Raw genomic sequence first — 21463 nt, forward strand, 5'->3', positions numbered from 1 at the left:
ACTTAATAAATCTTTGCCCTTTTGACACTATGGCAATAAAACATACGCCATCAACACTAAAACGCATCTTATTTGGACTATCTTTAACGCTGTTGCAATCGACCTGGTTGATGGCAACGACTACTGATTCGCTCCGGGTGACGGTTACCGAAGGAACCAATATGGCGGCTGCGCTATCGCCAGATAAAACGCAGATTGCCATGGACTTACAAGGAACAATCTGGGTTTTACCGGCAACGGGAGGCACGGCGCGTCCCATCACCGATGCACTGGGAGACTGCCGCCAGCCCAACTGGTCGCCGGATGGGAAACGCATTGCCTTTCATGCCTTCTGGGATGGCCGCTACCACATCTGGGCTGTTTCCAAAGAAGGAGGCAAACCTCAACAACTGACCACGGGCCTCTACGATGACCGCGAACCCCACTGGTCGCCGGATGGGAAACGGATCCTGTTTGCCTCCGACCGGAGTGGTAATTATGATATCTGGCAACTTACGCTGGCCGATGGAAAATTAACCCAGCTTACGCACGATACCGGCAATGATTTCAATCCGGCTTTTTCGCCTGATGGGTCACAGATTGCCTTTATTTCAGACCGTACCGATGCACCGGGGGTTTATGTCATAACGCCGGGGAGTACGGAGAAAATCGTTTCGCCGTCTGCGGCTAAACTCGCCGGGGTATCCTGGCAGCCGGATGGTTCTCATCTCTTTTACAATGCCCTGAACAAAACCCAGAGTGGACTGGAAACCGTGCTGCTTGCCGGTGGGAAAACAGACATGCTAACCGAACCCGCCGATGATGTATTCCCGTTTCGGGCAAGCTGGTTTGGGGCGAACGAGTATTTGTACACCGCCAGTGGATTATTGAAACGGGGAAAAATAGGTAGTGCCACCGCTCAGACGATCCCTTTTCAGGCTATCGTAGCACTACCCCGAAACACATACAAACGTAAAATATACGATTTCGACAGTCAAAAGCCCCAGCCCGTTATGGGCATCAAAGGGCCAGCTATATCACCCGATGGCCAGCAAATTGCCTTTGCAGCCCTGGGCGATTTATGGTTACTGGCGAAAGGGGCGAAAGCGCCGGAACGATTAACACAGGGACCAGCCATGGACATGGAGCCAACCTGGTCGCCGGATGGGAAAAAGCTGGCGTATGTATCGGACCGGGCGGGTAATATGGATGTCTGGATACGGGATTTACAGACCGGGCAGGACCGTATGCTGGTTGATATGAGCGATGATCTGCACTTTCCTAGCTGGTCGCCGGATGGTAGTAAGGTGGCCTTTTACCAGAGTGACGCGCGGAACGCCTGGGGACGGAGTACACTTTACTCGGCCGACGTGACTTACACGGCTGATGTGACTGTTCCTAAAACCAAAAAATTACACGAGTCCGTCTTTGTGCCGAGTCAGGCCAGTTGGTCACCCGATGGAAAAACAATTGCCATCTCGGCACTCCACCCTTATTCGTCCCGTTACCGCGAAGGAGTCAGTGAAGTGTTGTTGCTGTCGCTGGATGGAAAAAACGACCGTTACGTTACCCCAGCCCCCGGGCACAGCCTGGGCACCCGGAGCCAGAATGGGCCGGTCTGGTCACCTGACGGCACAAAGATGGCATATGTACTGGATGGGCTATTGTGGGTAACGGACGTTCAGCCCGACGGAACCATACAGGGAACGCCCCGACAGCTTACGACCGAGCAAACCGATACGCCAACCTGGACGGGTGACTCGAAAAGTCTGCTCTTTCTGGCAACCAATGCGCTAAAGCAGGTATACCTGGCTGACGGCCATGTCGAGAACCACCCGATGGAGTTAACCTGGCAAACCAGCGAACCCACCGGGCTGATTGTGGTTCACGCCGGGCGGCTGTTTGATGGTAAGTCAGACACCTACCGAAACAACGTTGATATTTTGATCGACGGCAACCGGATTCGGGAAATTCTCCCCCATCAGGCTGGTCGGCCGGGAAAGCTGATCGACGCATCGACCAAAACCGTTATTCCCGGATTGTTTGAGATGCACACGCACCAGCACGCCATGGTCGGCGAAAAAATAGGGCGGTTATGGCTATCCTTTGGCATCACGTCCGTACGCGAACCCGGTGCCGACCCCTATGATGCACTGGAACGGAAAGAATCGTGGGCCAGTGGTGTACGCCCCGGCCCCCGCCAGTTTTTCACCGGTGGCCTGACCGACGGCACCCGCATTTATTACGGAGCCGCTACCAGCATCAACTCCGACGAACAACTCGACCGGGAATTAAACCGGGCGGTTAACCTGGGCTACGACCTGATTAAAACCTACGTCCGGATGCCCGATGCCATGCAGCAACGCATAACGACCTTTGCCCACGCGCACGGGTTACCGGTATCGTCGCACGAAATTTTCCCGGCTATGCGCTACGATGTCGATGCGGTCGAACACATCGGAGGCACCAGTCGCAGGGGTTATTCGCCCAAGATTACAGCCATGAACCGGAGTTATCAGGATGTGATTCAACTGATTGCCAAGTCCGGCATGAATATTACGCCCACTGCTTCATTGCAGGGAGGTTTTTCGGTCCTGACCACCAAAGATCCTGGTCTTTTTGAGAACCGGCAGTACAAAGCATTTTATTCCGAAGAATACAGCAATGCCCTTCAGGCCAGTTCGGCCCAGTATGCCAAAATAAGCCCCGGTTATCTAAGCAATTTCGGTAACCTGCAAAAAGGCGTCAAAGCCCTGGTTGATGCGGGAGCACATGTTACGACGGGTACCGATAGCCCCTTTGTACCTTATGGCATGAGCCTGCACACCGAACTCCAGTCCTTTGTTGGTGCGGGTCTTACTCCTTATCAGGCCTTACGGTCGGCTACGTTATGGGCGGCCGAAACGGTAGGAGTCAGCAAAGACCTGGGGTCTATTGAGCCGGGTAAAGTGGCCGACCTGGTTATTGTTAATGGTGACCCCCTGACACGTATTATAGATGTGTTGAACGTCGATCAGGTCATTAAAAACGGGGAGGTATTTACACTTGACGCGCTGTTGATGAAGCCCTGAACCCATCTGGCCTTCTCCTTCCCGGCCCGGTGGGCAATCAAATTTCATCCAGTTAGTCTCTACCCCCTATGCTATACCTCCATTTGACGTATAGCGTAGGGCTTTTTGTGCCTCTCAGTCAACGCTGAGATAAATAGACATAACAATAATGTATTATCATTTAGGCATTTATGCAATAGAATTAAAAGGGAATTAAAAAAGAAGACTAAATATAACTTATTTTCTAAAATTTTTAAATAAAGAAATTTAATACCAAAATTTAATAACTTATCGAAATATAGTTCTGTACTTTTATCATAATACAAACTTTTACAGGCGTCTCTATCGCATTTCTTAACTTAAACTAAAACTATGATGAAATCACTACTGATGGGTCTGCTAATAGCAGGCTTGAGTGGCCCGTGTGCCTGGGCGCAGGGGAAAAAGATAAGCGGCACGGTGACAGCGGAAGAAGGAATTGGCGGGTTTGCCGGCACAACCATTGTGGTAAAAGGAACCACTATTGGTACGGTAACCGATTCGAAAGGGGAATACAGTCTCATCGTTCCACCGTCGAGCAATACATTGGTCTTTTCGGCCGTGGGGATGGCAACCGTCGAAGAAGCGATTGGCGGACGCTCAACGATTAACGTTATCCTAAAGAGCGATACCAAGCAATTAGGAGAAATAATCGTCACAGCCCTCGGCACTAAAGAAGAACGCGACAAATTTGCCTCATCGGTTTCAACGGTTGGCGGCAAGAACATCGCCCAGTCCGGCGAAACGGGTCTGCTGAGCGGACTGAGTGGTAAAGCATCCGGCGTGGTCATTACCAAAAGCGGTGGCGACCCCGGTGCCGGTTCCTACATTCAGATTCGCGGCCAGAACACCATTAACGGAAACGCTCAGCCCCTATTTATCATCGATGGCATTCCGGTTAGTAACTCCAACGATAACGATGGTTCAGCCGCTGGTAATTCAATCGTTCAGCAATCGCGTATCAATGACATTAACCCCGAAGATATCGAAAGTATGGAAGTCCTGAAAGGGGCTTCGGCGGCCGCTCTATGGGGTACACGGGCTGCTAACGGCGTTGTTGTGATTACGACCAAGAAAGGCAAAGACACTAAAGGGAAAGTCAACATCTCGTTTAAATCGACCGTTTCTTTCGACAAAGCCAATAAACTACCGCCCCTGCAAACAACCTACGGACAGGGTAGCGGTGGAGTGTTTAAACAAGGGAACAAATACAGTTATGGCGACCTGATTTCCGATCGAACGGGCGGGGCAGATACCTACATAACGGACCCAACAGCCGCTGGCTATCAGGGTTATGTAACATTCCCAGATGGTACCAAGCGATACGCCATTGCCGGTGGTACGGCGGCAAATCCGCACGGCGGCAAAAATGCAAAAGATATTTACGACCATACGAGTGATGTGTTCCAGACCGGTCATTATACGGACAACGCAATAAACATCAGCGGAGGAAACGCCCGGTCCAACTTCATGCTCAGCTACTCTAATTTGAGTCAGGACGGTATCGTTAAAGCGTTCAGCAATTACCAGCGTAATACCGCCCGGGTCAGCGTGGCCAGTCAGTTTACGGACTGGTTCCGGGCGTCGGCCAACGTGGGATACAGCAAAGTGTACTCTTCCCGTATCCAGCAGGGCGATAACCTCGACGGTATTCTACTGGGTGGCACGCGTACTCCGCCTGATTTCGATAACCAGTATTACACCGGCACCTATACCAATGAAGCCGGGCAGGTATTCAACAATGCCCACGTTTCGTACCGTAACCCGCTGGGTATCGACCAGAATACGATTTACTCGAATCCCGTCTGGAACATCTACAACAACCGCAATACAACGGACGTGGACCGGATTACGGGTAATCTCGAATTAAATATTACACCGGCATCCTGGCTGACTGTCACCGGCCGAACGGGGATTGATAATTTTACGGATAATCGCCTGGAGCGGTTTGCCCGTAACTCGGCTTCTTACCTGACGGGCTATCTGTCGAAGAACTGGATTACCGAAAAGCAGTTCAACACGGATGTGTTTGCCAGTGCAAACAAGACGTTCAATAACAACTTCAGCGGGTCGGTTCTGGTGGGTGTCAATTACAACAGTCGCCGGAAGGCCATTCTCTCGGATGCTATTACGAACCTAATCGTTCCTACCGCCCCCGACATTCTGACCAACGCGCTGAACTCGAATCTGTCGGCCAGCAATTACAACTCGTTGATTCGTACCTATGCCTACTACGCACAGGCCGAGATGCAGGCGTATAACATGCTGTTCCTGACGCTGACAGGGAGGCAGGAAAGCGCGTCGACTTTCGGCTCAAAAACCAACAGTAGCTTCTTCTTTCCATCGGCAGCTCTGGCCTGGCAGTTCACCAAGCTGAAAGGGCTGGAAACAAGTCCGATTCTGAGTTTTGGTAAACTGCGGCTAACCTGGGGGCAGGTGGGTATTCAGCCACAACCCTACCAGAATTTCACCACCTTCAATCCGGCCAGCTTCGGCGATTCCTACGCCAACGGCGTATCGGCGGCCAGTTCGCTGTATGGGGGCGGTTATGTCCGGAGCACAACGGCCGGGAACGACTACCTGCGTCCCGAACGGAAGACAGAAAGCGAGATTGGGGTCGATTTACGGTTTCTCAACAACCGGTTCTCTTTTTCGGGTACGGCCTATACCAACAATACAAAAGACGTAATTCTGTCGCTGAATGTACCCTACGAAACAGGCTACTCCGTTCGGAACATCAATGCGGCCGAGTTATCGAACAAAGGACTTGAATTCGACGCCGGGGCGGATGTGCTTCCCCAAAGTGCTTTCAAGTGGAATATATCGGCCAATTTTTCGATGAACCGCAATAAAGTAATATCCCTGGCGGGGGCTTCGGTGTACACGTTGCCAAGTACATACGCAGGTCAGTCACTGATTCCGGGTCAGCCTTTTGGGGTCTTCTACGGAACGGACTTCCTGAAGGACGAATCGGGAAAGTACAAGCTGGATGCCAACGGATTCCCGCAGGGAGGCACCAATAATGAAATTGTCGGTAACCCTAATCCGAAGTGGCGGGGTGGCCTGGGCAACACGTTCTCTTACAAAGGCGTATCGCTGTATTTCCTATTCGATAAGGTTTATGGCAATGACTTCTACAATGGTACGCGGGGTGCTCTTTACCTGATTGGCACCCACGGCGATGTAGGTAATACTTCAGTAGCACCGGCGGGGGGCATCAAGGACTACACGGGTGCGACGATTGCCGCCGGCACGAAATTCCAGGGCAACATCCAGGATTTTGGCGCCGGTCCGGTAGCCCTTACGCAGCCATGGTATCAGGGACCGGGCACCTCGTTCAGTTCGGCCTCGACCAAACAGTTCGTGGAAGATGGCGGCTCTACCCGACTTCGCGAAGTAACGCTTAACTATAGCCTGCGTAGTCCTGGATTTCGGCGGGTTACTCACCTGTCGTCAGTTGATTTTGCGCTCACCGGCCGCAATGTTGTTTTGTGGACCAAGTACACCGGCACCGACCCCGAAGTAAGCATCACAGGGGCTAGTTTAGCCCGTGGTCAGGACTGGTTTACCAACCCAAATACGAAATCAATTCTGTTTTCGATCAAGATCAACTACTAAAAAGCCATTCCGGGCTACTTAAACGATAAGCTTATGAAGCGTTCATTTTCTCCTAAAATTATAATGGCCCTGCTGGGTGTTATGCTGTTCAGCAGTTGTCAGGATTTATTCAAGGAATCCAATATTCAAAGTAATCCAAACGCGGTTACGGATGTTGATGTGGCTACGCTGCTGTCAGGTACCATGCTGGGCGTGTCCATGCTCCATGAAGATACCGATGTACGTATTTCGGCTATCTGGGCGGGCGAACTGAATGGCCTGTCCCGGCAGCATCAGACCTACGCGAGCTACATCGTTTCGGCCAGCTCGTTTGCCTGGAGTCCGCTATATCCCGTGGCGAGTCAGGCCAGGCTTATTCAGACCAAGGCCGACGTCGTCGGCGATAAATGGACTAAGGGTGTCGGTCAGGTTATGGAAGCCCTAGTCATTGCCAAAGCGACCGATCTGTACGGCGATATACCCTACAGTCAAGCATTTGATGACGTAAAATACCCTACCCCCCTGTTCGACAAGCAGGCCGATGTGTATACGGCGTTACAGACCGTACTGGACAATGCAATTCAGAACCTGTCGGCCCCCGCTGGCCTGGCTTTTTCCGGGCAGGATTTCCTGTACAAAGGTAACGTAAACAAATGGAAAGCAGCGGCTTATACATTGAAAGCACGTTTATACCTACACACCGGCGACTATGCAAAAGCCGTTACGAGTGCCGGTTCGGGTATTGGCAGTACGGCGGGTGATGCCCTGACCCCACACGGCACCAGCCAGGGAATTGATGATAATCAGAACTACGATTTCTTTCGGATAGCCCGGGCGGGTGATACCGGTTTCGATGGTGCCTATTTGCCCACGCTGATGCAATCGCGAATGAAGTCAGCCAATACAAAAACGGACGAAACGGCCCTCTATAACCACTATTTTAAGGTGGGCATTTCAACCACCGGTGCGCTTGACCCGAACACGGCGGATGGTATGTTTACCGAAGATGCCCCCCACCCCATTATTACGTACTACGAAAACCAGCTGATTCTGGCCGAAGCGCAGGCCCGGTTAGGTGCTGCCAACCAGGCGTTAACGGCGCTCAACTCGGTCAGAGCAGGGCTGGCCAGCGGGTATATTAATGGCAAAACGATTGCGGCAACAGGTCGAAAATATGATGCATATACGTTAAGTGATTTTGCTCCTGCCGGTCTGGCCAATCCCACAAAACTGGGTACGGTGCAAACTGCGTTGCTGTACGAAATTATTGCCCAGCGGTATATTTTCTTCCTGATGCAGTACGAAGCCTTCAACGACGTTCGCCGACTGGAAAAAGCGACGCCGGTGGTGCAGTTGCCCATCCCGCTTTACGCCGGTTCCAAAAAACCGGAACGCTACATTTACCCGCAGAATGAAATCAATACGAACCCTAACGTTCCCAATCCACTACCCGATCAATTCAAAAAAATTCCCCTTTACCAATAAGTCACTTTTCGTTAGTAGTATATTGTTGAAAGGCTACCTCAATATAGGGGTAGCCTTTTCTGGCGTTTATCGTAAATTTGTCCCATAGCCTAACATTGATTTCCTGCCTGTGTCTATCAGAAAACTCCTGCCAGCATTTCTATTCGGTGGTTTAGCCATCGCCACTACCTTCGCTCAGGTTCCCTACGGCCCCATCAAGCCCACGCCCTCCAGCGAAATCCTGCTGAATCTCAAAAAGCTCAACGTACTCGGCACAGTCCTGTACGTAGCCGCTCACCCCGACGATGAAAACACGTTGCTGCTGGCCTATCTGGCCAAAGACCGGCTCGTCCGGACGGGCTACCTGTCCATGACGCGGGGCGATGGTGGGCAGAATCTGATTGGCCCGGAACAGGGCGAAAACATCGGTATTATCCGAACGCAGGAACTCTTGGCCGCCCGGCGCGTAGATGGTCCCGACCAGTTTTTCAGCCGTGCTTATGATTTCGGTTTCTCCAAGTCGACGGATGAAGCGGTTCGCACCTGGGGACAGGAGAAAGCCCTGGCCGACGTGGTCTGGATGATTCGCAAATACCAGCCCGATGTTATTCTAACCCGGTTTCCGCCCGATGCCCGCGCCGGTCATGGCCACCATAGTGCATCGGCATTCCTGGCCGAACAAGCCTTCAAAATTTCGAATGACCCTACTAAATTCCCGGAGCAATTAGCCTACGTCAAACCCTGGCAGGCCAAACGCATCATGTGGAATATGTTTATTCCAGGTGCTTTTCTGAGCAACAAAAAACCCGAAGAAGCGGGAAATCTAGTTGGCGTTGAAACGGGCGTATTCAACCCCATGCTGGGCCGTTCGTACGGGGAGATTGCGGCCGAAAGTCGCAGTCAGCACAAGAGTCAGGGTTTCGGCGTACCGGCCAGCCGGGGGGCTAAAATGGACTACTTCCTGCTGAAAGCGGGCGACCCCGCCGAAAAAGACCCGCTCGACGGCATCGACCTTAGTTGGAAACGGGTAATGAACAGTAATGCCGTTCAGGCAGAAGTGAATCAGGTCATAAATTCGTTTAAGCCCGACCAGCCAAGCGCTTCGGTACCCGCTTTAGTCCAGTTGTATAAAGCCATCGGCAAGCTGGACACCACCAATATTTACGTAAAGGCCAAGCGGAAAGACGTTGAAACGCTGATTCAGGAATGTCTTGGCTTATGGGTGGAGTCTAACCCTGACAGCTATGCTGCTACCCCCGGCGAAACCATTAAGGTTACGTCCAACATTGTCAGTCGGGCCGTTACGCCGGTTCAACTGGTGAGCATTCGTTATTCTACCGGTAAGGACTCTACGCTGAATCTGGCTCTCAAACCAAACGAGGTGATTGTATTACCAACTCAACTCACTATTCCTAAAACAGCGAAAATATCGCAACCCTACTGGCTGGAAAAACCCATCGACAAAGGCATTTTTCAGGTCGATAATCAGCTGTTGATTGGCTTACCCGAAAACCCGCCTGCCGTTACGGCCAGTTTCACCGTCGAGATCAGTGGGCAGTCCTTCACCTATACGCGTCCGGTGGTTTATAAGTCAACCGACCCGGTGGAAGGTGAAACGTACCGCCCGTTCATCATCCAGCCCGACGTAACGGCCAACCTGACCGAACGGGTATTCATCTTCGCCACGAATGCCTCTAAAACGGGCGAAGTGGTATTGAAAGCGGGCCGGGCCAACGTGTCGGGTACGCTGAAACTGGAGGTTCCGGCGGGTTGGCAGATTACACCCGCTTCAGTTCCCTTTTCGCTGGCCAATAAAGATGCCGAACAACGGGTACCCTTCACACTTACACCAACGGCTCAGTCCCAGGATGGCAAAATCCAGATGGTGATGACCACCAGCGATGGCACGTATACCACCGGCCTGCGGGAGATTGCCTACAAGCATATTCCAACCCAGACACTGTTCCCCCCTGCCGATGCCAAACTGGTTAAACTGGATGTGAAGGTGACGGCCAAAAACGTCGGCTACATTGTAGGTGCAGGCGATGAACTACCAGCCGCCCTGCAACAACTGGGGTGCCGGGTAACGGTCCTTGGCCCGGCCGAACTAGCCGGGAATTTATCGGGCTACGATGCCATCGTTACTGGTGTTCGGGCGTATAACACCAACGACTGGCTGGCCCGGTATCAGCCTAAATTAATGGATTACGTCAAAAACGGGGGGACTATGATTGTGCAGTACGTAACACCTGCCAGTTCATTTCTCCGCAACGACCCGCCCCTGCCCCAGTTGGGTCCGTATCCCTTCACTATTGGCCGCGACCGTGTAACGGAGGAAGATGCACCCATGACGTTTATAAACCCTCAAAACCGACTGCTCAACTACCCCAATAAAATCACCGAAGCCGATTTCTCGGGCTGGATTCAGGAGCGGGGTACCTACTTTGCCCAGACGTGGGATAAGGCGTACCAACCCATCTTCTCGGCCCACGACCAGAACGAAGCCGCCAAACAGGGCAGTCTGCTTTATGCCGACTATGGGAAGGGACACTACATGTACACGGGTCTGGTTTTCTTTCGGGAACTACCCGCTGGTGTGCCGGGTGCCTACCGGTTATTTGCCAATATGATTTCGGCGGGTAAGTAAACGTACCATTTTTTGGTTAACTTTAGTACAGCACAGAAAACGATGGTATGGTAGTAGCCGAAAAAAAATACACACTCGACGAATACCTGACGCGGGAAGCACGGTCGCTGCAAAAACACGAATTTTATAACGGTAAAATCGTTCGCATGGCTGGAGCAAAAGCACGGCACAACCAGATTGCCGCTAACCTGACGGGAGCCCTGAAGTACGCGCTTCGGCCCCTCCCGCGTAAATTCATCGTTTACAACAGCGACCAGAAAGTGTACATCGAATCGGAAAACGTTGGCGTTTACCCCGATGCGCTGGTTGTTTGCGAGGAACCGCAGTTTTGGCAGGGTCGCGAGGATTTAATCGTCAATCCGTTGCTGGTTATCGAGGTTTTATCGCGCAGCACGGCCTCCTTCGATAAGTCCGGAAAGTTTCTGTTGTACGAACAGTTGCCTTCTTTTCAGGAGTACGTGCTGGTTGAACAAAACTACCCCCGTGTCGAGTCCTGGTTTCGCACGACTGAACACAGTTGGGATAAAACGGTGCAGGGAGACATCGATGGGCTTATCGCGTTGCGTTCAGTAGGGGTTTCGATTCCCCTGTCTGAAATCTACGAACACGTTGCGTTTGTAAAACCTTAATTGGTATACGTGGTGATGTAGTGTCAGTTTTGAGAAACCGGCCCACGGAAACTAAAACGAATCTACTTTCTAATAAATCTGACGGTAGCTTCTTCTTTGCTAATTGGAGAGGTAAAGTAATAGTAAATAGACGATCCGTCTCCACAAATCTGCCTTAATAGTTCGTTTTCGGAAATACTGTTTTGATTAATAGGTAAGTCAACGTTATAACCAATACAATTCACCTGTTTCTTACCAAAAAGTTGGGCTACAATCACTGGCTCTATAACAAGTTTTTCGAAAGTCCGGTTGCTACCCGGTGAATAGTCTCCATTTGGCTTTGCTTCAATTTCAACTTTTACGGAATCGCGGCCTATGCTGGTCAATTTCAACGTCATTGTCTGCCCTTGGATAGGGTAGGCACCGCTCACGCCATTTTTAGCATAATAGCTGTTAGCTTCATATACACCTTCAATTTGTGCAGAAGCGATTGGGAAAACAAATGTATCTTGGCTGCAATTGTCGAAAAGCATAGCTGTTGTAAATAGCAAATACTTGACTTGCTTAACCTTTCTCATAAGGAGACGAAATTTATACAAGCGTAGTACACCTTAAACAAGATGGATGAAGCAAGAGTAGATCTCTCAGTATAAAAAATGTTTTATAAAAGCTAAAACACAGTTTTACTGTTTATGCTTATAACGAAACTATGTTATCTTATTTTGTACTTGTGTTACTCTTGTAAGATGGCACTGACCGCTAAGCCGAACATAAGCGTTTATAAAGCTTTACTTCTCCAGTTGCATCAACCGCAAATACTGCAACAACATAATCGTTTTCCCATCCTGAATTTCGCCAGTTTGCATCATGGCCAGTGCCTGGCTAAGAGGCAATTCCAGAATCTCAATCTCCTCTTCGTCAATACCGCCCCCGGCGTTTCGCTCCGTGTCGGTAGAGTACTCTGCCAGGTAAAAAAACAGCTTTTCCGTTACCGAACCCGGACTCATGTAAGCTTCCATTACTTTCTGCACAGCCGTGAGTTTGTAGCCGGTTTCCTCTTCAGTTTCGCGCAGAATGGCCGTTTCTGGGTCGTCGTCGTCCAATAAACCCGCGCAGGTTTCAATGAGCATACCGTCAGACGGTCCGCCGGTGCGGTTGCCGTTTACGAAGGTTGGCAACCGGAACTGTCGGGTCAGAATTACGGTATCGGCTTCGGGATTATGGAGTAGAATGGTGGCACCGTTGCCGCGGTCGTAAGCTTCCCGTTGCTGCGTTGTCCACTGCCCGTTCTTGCCCAAATAGTTGAACGTGTACCGCTTCAGGATATACCAGTTATCGGAAAGTAGCTTCTCCTCCGTTATTTGCATACGAGCACTATCCATATTGTTTGAAATTGTTTTATTTTGTTTATTTTTGAACAAAATAACAACATCGTCTATGAATTTCCAACAACGAAAAGGACTTATTGTACAAACGGTTGAGGAGAAAGGATCGGCTGAAGTGCGGGAACTGGCCGACTTGCTGCAAACTTCGGAGATGACCGTCCGGCGTGATTTGGCCCAGTTAGCGTCATCAGGCCTGATTTATCGTACGCGGGGCGGAGCAATGAAAGTAAGTCTGGCAACGGATAAACACCGCTTTTCCAACAAAGCAGCTACTAATCCTGAACGTAAGGACTACATCTGCCAATTGGCCGCACAGGAAATTCAGGAGGGCGATATTATTTTTATGGATTGTGGCAGCACCGTGTTTCGGCTCTGCCCGTTCATTCGGAACAAGCGTATTACGGTTATCACCAACTCATTGCCCGTTGTAGCCGAACTGATGGACTCCGGGGTGGCTATCAACCTGGTAGGTGGAGAAGTGGATAAAGAGCGGCAGGCGTTGCACGGACTGATGGTCGAAGAGCACATTGCCCGCTACCGGGCTAACCGGGCATTTATCGGTGTCGATGGCATTTCCCTCCAAAACGGTCTGAGTGCCAACGGCGAACGGGAAGCCAGTACGGCTACAGCCATGGCCCGGCAATCAGGAAAAGTGTACCTGCTCTGCGATTCGTCAAAACTAGAAACTGATAAATACCTCAAATTCGCCCCGTTGAGCCTGTTCGATGTACTCATCACAGACAATGAAGCTAATCCTGCCGTTGTAGCCACTTACCGGCAGGCAGGCGTTAGGCTGATTAATTGAGCGTTAATCCTGAGATTATTATCGGCGGGTAAGCGCCGTACGACGCGAGTCGAGTTTGAGGAAAATAAACAGCAGAATGGAAAAGGACCAGAGCGAAGAGCCACCATAGCTGAAAAAAGGCAGCGGAATACCAATAACGGGCATTAGTCCAATAGTCATCCCGATGTTGACCATTACATGGAAGAAAATAATACCCGCCACGCAGTAGCCGTAAACCCGGGCAAACTTAGTTCGCTGTTTTTCTGCCAGAATAACAATACGGGAAATCAGGGCAATGAACAGGACAACGACAACCATGCTGCCAATGAAGCCATGTTCTTCCCCAATGGTGCAGAAAATAAAGTCGGTGCTCTGCTCCGGTACGAAGTCAAATTTGGTTTGGGTTCCTTCCAGAAATCCTTTGCCCTGAAGCCGCCCGGAACCGATAGCAATCTTGGCCTGCGTTACGTTCCAGCCCACACCAAGCGGGTCAATGGTGGGGTCTACCAGTACTTTGATGCGGTTTCGCTGGTGCTTTTGCAGCACGTTATTCACAAAAAAATCGACCCCCGTCACATACACCATCATGCCAATACCCAGCACGCCCAGGGCCAGCAGATTAGGGATCGACCGATTGTAGCGCGGCATCAGCAGAACAATCAGCAGCATCAACGCCACAATACCCAGGAAGATGTACAGTTTGGGAAAGAGCAGGGCCAGGATAAACAAACCCGCAGCCGCGATGCCAGCCGCCGGAATCCAGCCAGGCAACCCCTCTCGGTACAGCATGATAACAAAAGAGGCAAATACCAGTGTCGACCCGGTTTCGTTGGAGGCCAGGATCAGAATACAGGGCAGTACAATGATGCCCACAATGTATAACAGGTCTTTCCGCTTCGTGAGGTTGATACCTGGAACGTCGAGGTACTTGGCCAGTGCCAGGGCCGTAGCAACTTTGGCAAACTCAGCGGGCTGAATAGAAACCGCTCCGAACTTAAACCACGAGCGCGACCCATTGATATTGGTTCCGGCAAAAAGAACCAATATCAGTACCAGAATCATAAACCCGTAGAAGACAAAAGCAAACGTGTCGAAAAACGTATGATTGATTACCAGAATACAAATAATAAGAATAGCCGTCGTGCCAATCCACATCAGTTGCTTACCGGAATTGGTCGACATATCGAACAGGCTGGTTTGCTCTTCGGGGCTGTATACAGCGGCATATACATTGAGCCAGCCCAGTGATACGCAACTGAAATACAGCAATAGCGTAAGCCAGTCAATGTTTTGAGAAAATGGGTCGTTACGGCGAGACAAGTTGTAGTTTGTAGTTTGTGGTTCAGGTTCCCCGTCGAAATTGCTGCCGCAGGAACGACAAACCAGATGTTAATTTCCGCTCACAGCCACCAACGTTGCTGATTTTGGCCGGGTGTCCGTCATCAATGGTTTAGGAACCTCTGGCTTGTGCGTAGTATCCTTTTTAGGTACCACGGGCCGTTTGATAGCAGGAATTCCATCGGAAGGGGGAAAGAATCGGGCGGCTTTAACTTTTGCATCCAGCCTGAGAGCTTCGGTTTTGCGCTTCAGGTACCGTTCGGCTACCAGCGCAGCCACCGATGCGGCTGCATCGCCACCCCAGCCTGCATTTTCAACAAACACGGCAACCGCAATTTTAGGATTGTTCATGGGCGCAAAGCCAATGAAAATGGAGTGATCGAATTTATGGCCATGCTTGGCATTCTGAGCCGTACCCGTTTTTCCGCACAGATCAATACCCGGAATATTAGCCATCGGATTCACCGTGCCGCGGGTAACGGCCGCCCGCATTCCATCAATAACGGGAAGATAGTATTTGTACTCAATATCCGTCTCGTGGTGTTCGAGGTATTCTGCCGGAACGGCTACCCCCGCTTTGCCAAACCCCTTGACGTAGTGGGGCGTAATGTACCAGCCCCGGTTGGCAATCGTAGCAGCCAGATTTGCCAGTTTCAGCGGAGTAATCAGCAACTCCCCCTCCCCAATACTGAGTGAGTATACATTGGAAAATTTCCAGCGCAATGCCCCCCGATAGGCCTTGTCATAGTACTCGGGTATAGGCAGGTTACCCTTCCGCTCACTCGGCAAATCAACCCCCAGCCGATCACCTATCCCGAACTTCTCAGCCATGTCGTGCCATTCTCTCAGGCCAACAGCAGACGCCTTGAACGTATTATGCTCACCATTAAAATACATGAATTTACGAAATACCTGATAAAAATAGGGGTTACAGGAGTTCGCAATGGCTCCCCGCAGGTCATTTCCACCCCGGCAGTGGCAACGCACAGGCGACCCCGCATGCCCGTAAACCATGTGGGGGATCAGCGACCCCTGTTGCTGGGCAATTAGTGCCTGAATCAATTTAAAGGTCGAGCCGGGCCGGTAGCTAGCCATAATGGGTCGATTAATAAGCGGCTTGTATGGATTCTTGATCAAAGAACGATAGTTCTTGGAGAAAAACCGGCTCGATAATAGATTAGGATCATAAGTAGGGGCTGAAACCGACACCAGAATCTCACCCGATGATGGTTCTATCGCCAGTATAGCGCCCACTTTATTCTGCATCAGGCTATCAGCGTATTTCTGCACCTCAACGTCGATTGATGTAACCAGATTTTGCCCAGCCACGGCCAGCGTATCAAACGCACCTTCTTTCCAGGAGCCTTTGTTTATACCCCGCACGTTCTGCATCATAAACTTAACGCCCCGTTTGCCCCGCAGTTGTTCTTCGTATTGTTCCTCCAGCCCGTTATGCCCTACATAATCGCCCTGCCGATAGTAGGTAAGATCCTGGTTGTCCAATTGCTTCCGCGTAATCTCGCTCACATACCCCAGCGCATTGGACAGGGTTTGGGCCGGGTAGGTTCGCATGGAACTGATAACGGGTTCAAACCCATGATAATCCACCAGCGCATCCTGAATCCGGGCGAAGTCTTCCTTGGAAAGTTGCCGCAAAAATAGGGATGGCTTAACCGACGAATAGTTTTTGGCCAGGCCCATAATACTGTCAAACTCTGAGGGGGTAATGGCCATCAATCGGCAGAAAGAGGCCGTATCCGCAATCCGAACCTGTTTTGGCGTAACATACAGGTCATAAACCGGCGTGTTATACACCATCAACTGGTTATTCCGGTCGTAAATCTGGCCCCGGTACGGAATTTCGACCACTCGTTTGATGGAGTTTTTCGAAGCCCCCAACGAATAGGTATCGTCCAGAATTTGCAGGTAAAACAGGCGGGCCAGATAGACCAGCCCCAACAGACAAAAAACACCAATAATAATCCACTTTCGATTCTCTAACATGAGAATAAATTTTCAAGCTACGTTGCACTCTCTACAAAGTTACTCTAATAATGAACAATGATAAATTTAATGATGAATGAAGAATGATAAATTACGAACGCATCGTTCAGCGAGTAATGGTTCATCATTCTTCATTACCAATTACCACCCCCGGGCCAGCGTCCTGATTCGGCACAGGTACATATCAGCAGTAATATAGAGCGTTGATCCGTCATCACCCCAGGCACAATTGGCGGTAGCACCCCCAATCCGGATATGCCCCAGAAAATCGTAAGGGCCGTTTCCGGGCGTTGGGGCCAGTACCAGTACACCACCGCCCCCCGTCACGTACAGGTTACCATCGCGGTCTACTTTCATGCCATCGAAGCCCCCAGGCAGGTTCCGCTTTTTCATCTCGTCGGCCCCGAACGCCACCCGGCCTTTTCCCACCGTTCCGTCGGCCAGCAGGGGATACGCCATCACCAGCGGGCGCATGGGATCCGACTGGGCAACGTACAATATTTTTTCGTCGGGTGAGAAAGCAATGCCGTTTGGCCGGGTCAGATCACCTACCACAATAGACACGGCCCCCGGCACACCCGCCCGTTCGGGGGCAATGCGGTACACGCCCCACCCGTCGGTTTCGCGACCAGGATCATTTTCCTTTTTGGGCATTCCGTAGGGAGGGTCGGTGAAGTAGTAACTACCGTTGGCGTGCGCCACCACATCATTGGGACTGTTAAACCGCTTGCCGTTGTAATTATCAGCCAGAGTGCGTTTGCCGCCGGTGCCGTCCATAGCCATTGCCGTAACGCGCCGGTCGCCGTGTTCGCAGGCAATGAGCCTTCCTTTTGGGTCGATAGTCAGCCCGTTCGAGCCAGGTTCATCACTGTATGGTCCCAGCCCCGTGTAGCCCGACGGTTTCAGGAACGGGGTTACCCCCTCTTTGTCGGTCCATTTGAAAATAGTATTCTGCGGTACGTCCGAAAACAGCAGAAACGCGTCTTTTTTCACCCATACCGGCCCTTCAGTCCAGACGAAACCGCTGGCCAGCACCTCTATTCTGGCATCAGGCGGAATCAGTTTATCCAGTCGGGAATCCGCCCGAACGATCTGACCAATAGTAGGAAAGGGCGTTGTCTGAGCCATAACTGGCCCGTAACCGGCAATCAGCATACATAGAAAAAGGGTACCTTTTTTATTCATGGTTCGTTTTATTAATTTATACCAATAGTACAATGAATTTAGGCAGTAACGGATAGAAAAAGCCGCAGAATGACTACTTTTAATTCTCAGGAAACTAACGTCATGCAGACAGGTACCCGATTCCGCCTAAAACCGGCCCTGTTTTCTGATTTGTTACGACCCCATCCGGTATCCATATGCTAATTTATTGACCCCCAAAATCACATTGCCAATTCTCCTATAAGTCGTATGAAGAAAAACAAAAAACAGGAAACACCGTCAGCTTCTGATGCAAACAGTTCCCGGCGGTCATTTTTAAAAACCCTCGGTCTGGCCAGTACAGCCGCAGCAGCCGCTCCGGCCACCTTTGCCAGCACACCGGTGGCGATGCCTCAATACCTTAATTTGATTCGCAGCCACTCCAGTACAGCCGCTAATGATAAAGTTCGGATTGCCCTGATCGGCACGGGGGGCATGGGTATTGGTGATACCCAAACCGCCCTGATGGTGGATGGCATAGAGATGGTAGCCGCCTGCGACCTGTACGACGGACGATTACGCCGGGCCAAAGAGCTTTGGGGCGATCAACTGCCTGTCACTAAAGATTACCGGGAAATTCTGGAGCGTAAGGATATCGATGCCGTCATTAACGCCACTACCGACCACTGGCACGAGAAGATTTCTTCCGATGCCATGCACAAAGGCAAGCACGTGTATTGCGAGAAGCCGATGGTGCAAAAGGTGGAAGATGGGCACACGCTGATCGATGTGTCGAAAAAAACGGGTAAAGTATTTCAGGTCGGTAGCCAGTTTGCCAGTTCGCTACTCATTGCCAAAGCCCGCGAACTGATGAAAGCGGGCGACATTGGCGAGCTGGTCTTCGCCGAGGCCATTTATGACCGCCACAGTGCGATGGGTGCCTGGCAGTACTCTATTCCGCCGGATGCGTCTCCGCAAACCGTAGACTGGGATACCTACCTCGGCAGTGCCCCCAAACGCCCCTGGGACCCACTCCGTTTTTTCCGGTGGCGCAACTACCGGGACTACGGAACCGGTATTGCCGGCGACCTATACGTTCACCTGCTCACGTCGCTCCACTGCATTACGGGGTCGAAAGGCCCAAACCGGGTTTACTCGACGGGTGGCACCCGCTACTGGAAAGATGGTCGCGACGTACCCGATATTCAACTTAGTATTTATGATTATCCCAAAACAGCCGAGCACCCGGAGTTCAACCTGACTACCCGTTCCAATTTCGAAGACGGGGGCGGTGGCAATTACCTGGTTCGGATTGTGGGTACGGAAGGTGACCTGTCGCTGGGCTTCGACAGCCTGACCGTTCACCGGACCAAATTCCCGAAGGCACCGGGCATGTCGATTGACAATTTCCCGAAAGACCAGAAGGAAAAATACATTGCCGAATACCAGAAGATGTACCCCGAAACCCCCGAACTGGTTGGCCCGAAAGAGTTTAAATACGCGTTTCCGAAAGAGTACAAAGGCGACCGCTATGAACACTTTGTCAACTTCTTCAATTCGGTCAGGACCGGTAGCCCCAACGTGGAGGATGCTACCTTCGGTCTGCGTGCCTGTGGTCCAACGGCCTGCGGTAACATGAGTTATTTTGAAAAGAAAATTGTTGGCTGGGACCCCATAAACATGAAAATCAAGGGTGCCGTTTAGGTTTGTTTTTGTCATTCTATCAATCAGAAAAGCGGGGTATCAAGCGGTAACGACTAGCCGTTTGATACCCCGCTTTTCATTCCACCGATACCACACCCTGCCCCACGCCCGGCATGCCGTTTACGGTGACCCCTTCGGCCCGAAACCGAATGTTATTCCTGGCATCGGAGGTAAAAAAGGATACGCTGGCCTTACCCTCAGCATCGGTTTGAATCATGGGTGCCCAAAACAGCGTAGCCCGATAATCTGGTTGACGGTCCGGCGCTCCGGAATGTTCTGGTTTTTTAACATCATACTGAGGAGAATAAAACTCCCGAACGGGGGCATAGCCGGGCAGTTTGGCCAGTAAGGTGCCGGGGGTTACATCGTTTGTGAAATCATAGTCGGGCGCGCCCCGCTTGGTCAGTACCGAAATAACCCCACCCCCACCCCGCGAACCGTAAATAGCCGCCGATGCTCCTTTCAGTACATCCACCCGGTCGACATCCGAAACCGGAATATTGATAACTCCCTGCAAATCCGTAGGCATGCCATCCAGCACAAACAGTGGTGCGACCGGACCACTGAAATTGACGGCACCCCGAATTTGCACCCGCGCCTGAAAACCCGAACCCGTTACCTGCACCCCGGGAATTTGCCCCTGAATGACGTCCAGAATGGTTTGCCGCCCCGCCGAGTTCAACGTAGTAAACTTGACGCTGGCATCGGGGTTGCTGTAAATCACCCGCGAGTCCCGTTCTACGTACTTTTTTGCTTTCACCGTAACGGCGTTGAGGAGCACTTCCCCGTTGCGCCGAATCTGGCGTTCCATGGCGAGGTATTCGCTGGCTCGTTTCATGAACTCGGCTAATTCGTCGCGCTGAAATTCAACTGGGTTATAGGGTACTTTCGTCATGGTAACGGTTGGTAACAGCAACTGATCAAGCCGGATAACCAGGTCCCGATTGGCGCGGCCCTTTACACCCTGTATCCGCACAAGGGTCGTATCCGTAAAATTGAGGTCGTAGGCTCCAAAATTACCGGTCTCATCGCTTTCGCCCAGCAAGAAATCCCGGGTGCTGTCTTTCTTCACCACCATAAAATTCAGGTTTACTTTACCACCAATATCTTTGCCATTTGGCCGAACCACCCGGCCCGTCAATGACAAGCCCCGCTCCACCGGGTAGTTGATGGGCGGTATGGTCCCCGCCAGGATATCAGACCAGGCAAAACGTCGCCAGCCCTGGGTCATCAGCAGCAGGTCCAGCATTATCCACCGGTTTTCGTGCGCAGCGTCGAAATACCAGGCTGGCTGCTCGATGGTGCCGGTCAGATCGGACGACAGCAGCAGGTGCGACACAATAGTAGCGCTGTTGGAATCGGCTTCGGGCGCGAGCCGGGCATCCAGAGCCGCCAGTGACAGGTTGGCCGCAACGGGTTTTCCGCTGGCATCCGTGGTGGTCAGGGAAAGGGCGACTTTCTCCCGGTTTTTGTACGTCTTTTTGTCGGGTCAATGGTTCGTCAATTTTTAGGGATATGAAAAAGGCGTGTTAGTTTTGGGTATCTGACATCCAAACCAAACAACGCCTTTATGCAAGGACCAGCCCTACTGAGTACAATAGTAGCTAACCTGCCCGATTTGACCAAACCCCGTCGGCAATTTATACACCACATTCTGATGCTGTTTTTGAGTGTTCGTCACCGAATCAACTTTCTGCAATTGGCTCGCCACAGCGACCAGT

The 21463-nt window shown here is 51.3% G+C and carries 13 protein-coding genes; 7 read left to right on the forward strand and 6 right to left on the reverse strand.

Annotated elements, in window-relative coordinates:
* Window positions 1–110 precede the first annotated feature (110 nt).
* The 5 genes from B157_RS0127905 (at window position 111) to B157_RS0127925 (ending at window position 11405) form a co-directional block, all read left to right on the forward strand.
* The gene (locus tag B157_RS0127905) at window positions 111–3050 is read left to right on the forward strand and encodes a DPP IV N-terminal domain-containing protein (protein ID WP_020606609.1); all 2940 of its coding nucleotides are present in this window, start codon (window positions 111–113) and stop codon (window positions 3048–3050) included.
* A 351-nt stretch (window positions 3051–3401) separates the two neighbouring features.
* Window positions 3402–6686: a SusC/RagA family TonB-linked outer membrane protein gene (locus tag B157_RS0127910; RefSeq protein ID WP_157618613.1), complete on the forward strand. Its 3285-nt coding sequence runs from the start codon at window positions 3402–3404 to the stop codon at window positions 6684–6686.
* A gap of 33 nt (window positions 6687–6719) precedes the next feature.
* Window positions 6720–8150, forward strand: coding sequence for a SusD/RagB family nutrient-binding outer membrane lipoprotein (locus B157_RS0127915; protein ID WP_020606611.1), 1431 nt, complete (start codon window positions 6720–6722; stop codon window positions 8148–8150).
* Between the two features lie 109 nt (window positions 8151–8259).
* A complete protein-coding gene (locus B157_RS0127920; RefSeq protein WP_020606612.1) occupies window positions 8260–10776 on the forward strand; it encodes a PIG-L family deacetylase in 2517 nt (838 codons plus the stop codon).
* A 47-nt stretch (window positions 10777–10823) separates the two neighbouring features.
* On the forward strand, window positions 10824–11405 hold the full coding sequence (locus B157_RS0127925; RefSeq protein WP_020606613.1) for a Uma2 family endonuclease: 582 nt from the start codon (window positions 10824–10826) through the stop codon (window positions 11403–11405).
* Window positions 11406–11467: 62 nt separating this feature from the next.
* Here B157_RS0127925 and B157_RS0127930 read toward each other — a convergent pair whose 3' ends face one another.
* Together B157_RS0127930 and nudK are read right to left on the reverse strand one after the other, a co-directional pair.
* Window positions 11468–11962, reverse strand: a complete 495-nt coding sequence (locus B157_RS0127930; RefSeq protein WP_020606614.1) for a hypothetical protein — start codon at window positions 11960–11962, stop codon at window positions 11468–11470.
* A gap of 210 nt (window positions 11963–12172) precedes the next feature.
* Window positions 12173–12766: a GDP-mannose pyrophosphatase NudK gene (gene nudK, locus B157_RS0127935; protein WP_026309011.1), complete on the reverse strand. Its 594-nt coding sequence runs from the start codon at window positions 12764–12766 to the stop codon at window positions 12173–12175.
* Between the two features lie 55 nt (window positions 12767–12821).
* Here nudK and B157_RS0127940 point away from each other — a divergent pair, with 55 nt between their 5' ends.
* Window positions 12822–13574 (forward strand): DeoR/GlpR family DNA-binding transcription regulator, encoded by a 753-nt coding sequence (locus B157_RS0127940; RefSeq protein WP_020606616.1) that lies wholly within the window; start codon window positions 12822–12824, stop codon window positions 13572–13574.
* A gap of 18 nt (window positions 13575–13592) precedes the next feature.
* Here B157_RS0127940 and rodA read toward each other — a convergent pair whose 3' ends face one another.
* From rodA to B157_RS0127955, 3 genes are all read right to left on the reverse strand, one after another.
* A complete protein-coding gene (rodA, locus tag B157_RS0127945) occupies window positions 13593–14873 on the reverse strand; it encodes a rod shape-determining protein RodA (RefSeq protein WP_026309012.1) in 1281 nt (426 codons plus the stop codon).
* Between the two features lie 69 nt (window positions 14874–14942).
* Window positions 14943–16895 (reverse strand): penicillin-binding transpeptidase domain-containing protein, encoded by a 1953-nt coding sequence (locus tag B157_RS0127950; protein ID WP_020606618.1) that lies wholly within the window; start codon window positions 16893–16895, stop codon window positions 14943–14945.
* Between the two features lie 141 nt (window positions 16896–17036).
* On the reverse strand, window positions 17037–18080 hold the full coding sequence (locus B157_RS0127955; RefSeq protein WP_020606619.1) for an SMP-30/gluconolactonase/LRE family protein: 1044 nt from the start codon (window positions 18078–18080) through the stop codon (window positions 17037–17039).
* A 228-nt stretch (window positions 18081–18308) separates the two neighbouring features.
* Between B157_RS0127955 and B157_RS0127960 the strand changes: the two genes are divergently transcribed.
* Window positions 18309–19742, forward strand: a complete 1434-nt coding sequence (locus tag B157_RS0127960; RefSeq protein ID WP_020606620.1) for a Gfo/Idh/MocA family protein — start codon at window positions 18309–18311, stop codon at window positions 19740–19742.
* 76 nt (window positions 19743–19818) lie between these two features.
* Here B157_RS0127960 and B157_RS36160 read toward each other — a convergent pair whose 3' ends face one another.
* A complete protein-coding gene (locus B157_RS36160; protein ID WP_020606621.1) occupies window positions 19819–21081 on the reverse strand; it encodes a TonB-dependent receptor in 1263 nt (420 codons plus the stop codon).
* Between the last annotated feature and the right edge of the window lie 382 nt (window positions 21082–21463).

Source organism: Spirosoma spitsbergense DSM 19989, assembly GCF_000374085.1.
Classification (GTDB): Bacteria; Bacteroidota; Bacteroidia; order Cytophagales; family Spirosomataceae; genus Spirosoma; species Spirosoma spitsbergense.

Coding starts and splice junctions, on each gene's coding strand:
- B157_RS0127905 (WP_020606609.1), top strand. CDS start 111: ATGGCAACGACTACTGATTCGCTCCGGGTGACGGTTACCGAAGGAACC.
- B157_RS0127910 (WP_157618613.1), top strand. CDS start 3,402: ATGATGAAATCACTACTGATGGGTCTGCTAATAGCAGGCTTGAGTGGC.
- B157_RS0127915 (WP_020606611.1), top strand. CDS start 6,720: ATGAAGCGTTCATTTTCTCCTAAAATTATAATGGCCCTGCTGGGTGTT.
- B157_RS0127925 (WP_020606613.1), top strand. CDS start 10,824: ATGGTAGTAGCCGAAAAAAAATACACACTCGACGAATACCTGACGCGG.
- B157_RS0127930 (WP_020606614.1), bottom strand. CDS start 11,962: ATGAGAAAGGTTAAGCAAGTCAAGTATTTGCTATTTACAACAGCTATG.
- nudK (WP_026309011.1), bottom strand. CDS start 12,766: ATGGATAGTGCTCGTATGCAAATAACGGAGGAGAAGCTACTTTCCGAT.
- B157_RS0127940 (WP_020606616.1), top strand. CDS start 12,822: ATGAATTTCCAACAACGAAAAGGACTTATTGTACAAACGGTTGAGGAG.
- B157_RS0127950 (WP_020606618.1), bottom strand. CDS start 16,895: ATGTTAGAGAATCGAAAGTGGATTATTATTGGTGTTTTTTGTCTGTTG.
- B157_RS0127955 (WP_020606619.1), bottom strand. CDS start 18,080: ATGAATAAAAAAGGTACCCTTTTTCTATGTATGCTGATTGCCGGTTAC.
- B157_RS0127960 (WP_020606620.1), top strand. CDS start 18,309: ATGAAGAAAAACAAAAAACAGGAAACACCGTCAGCTTCTGATGCAAAC.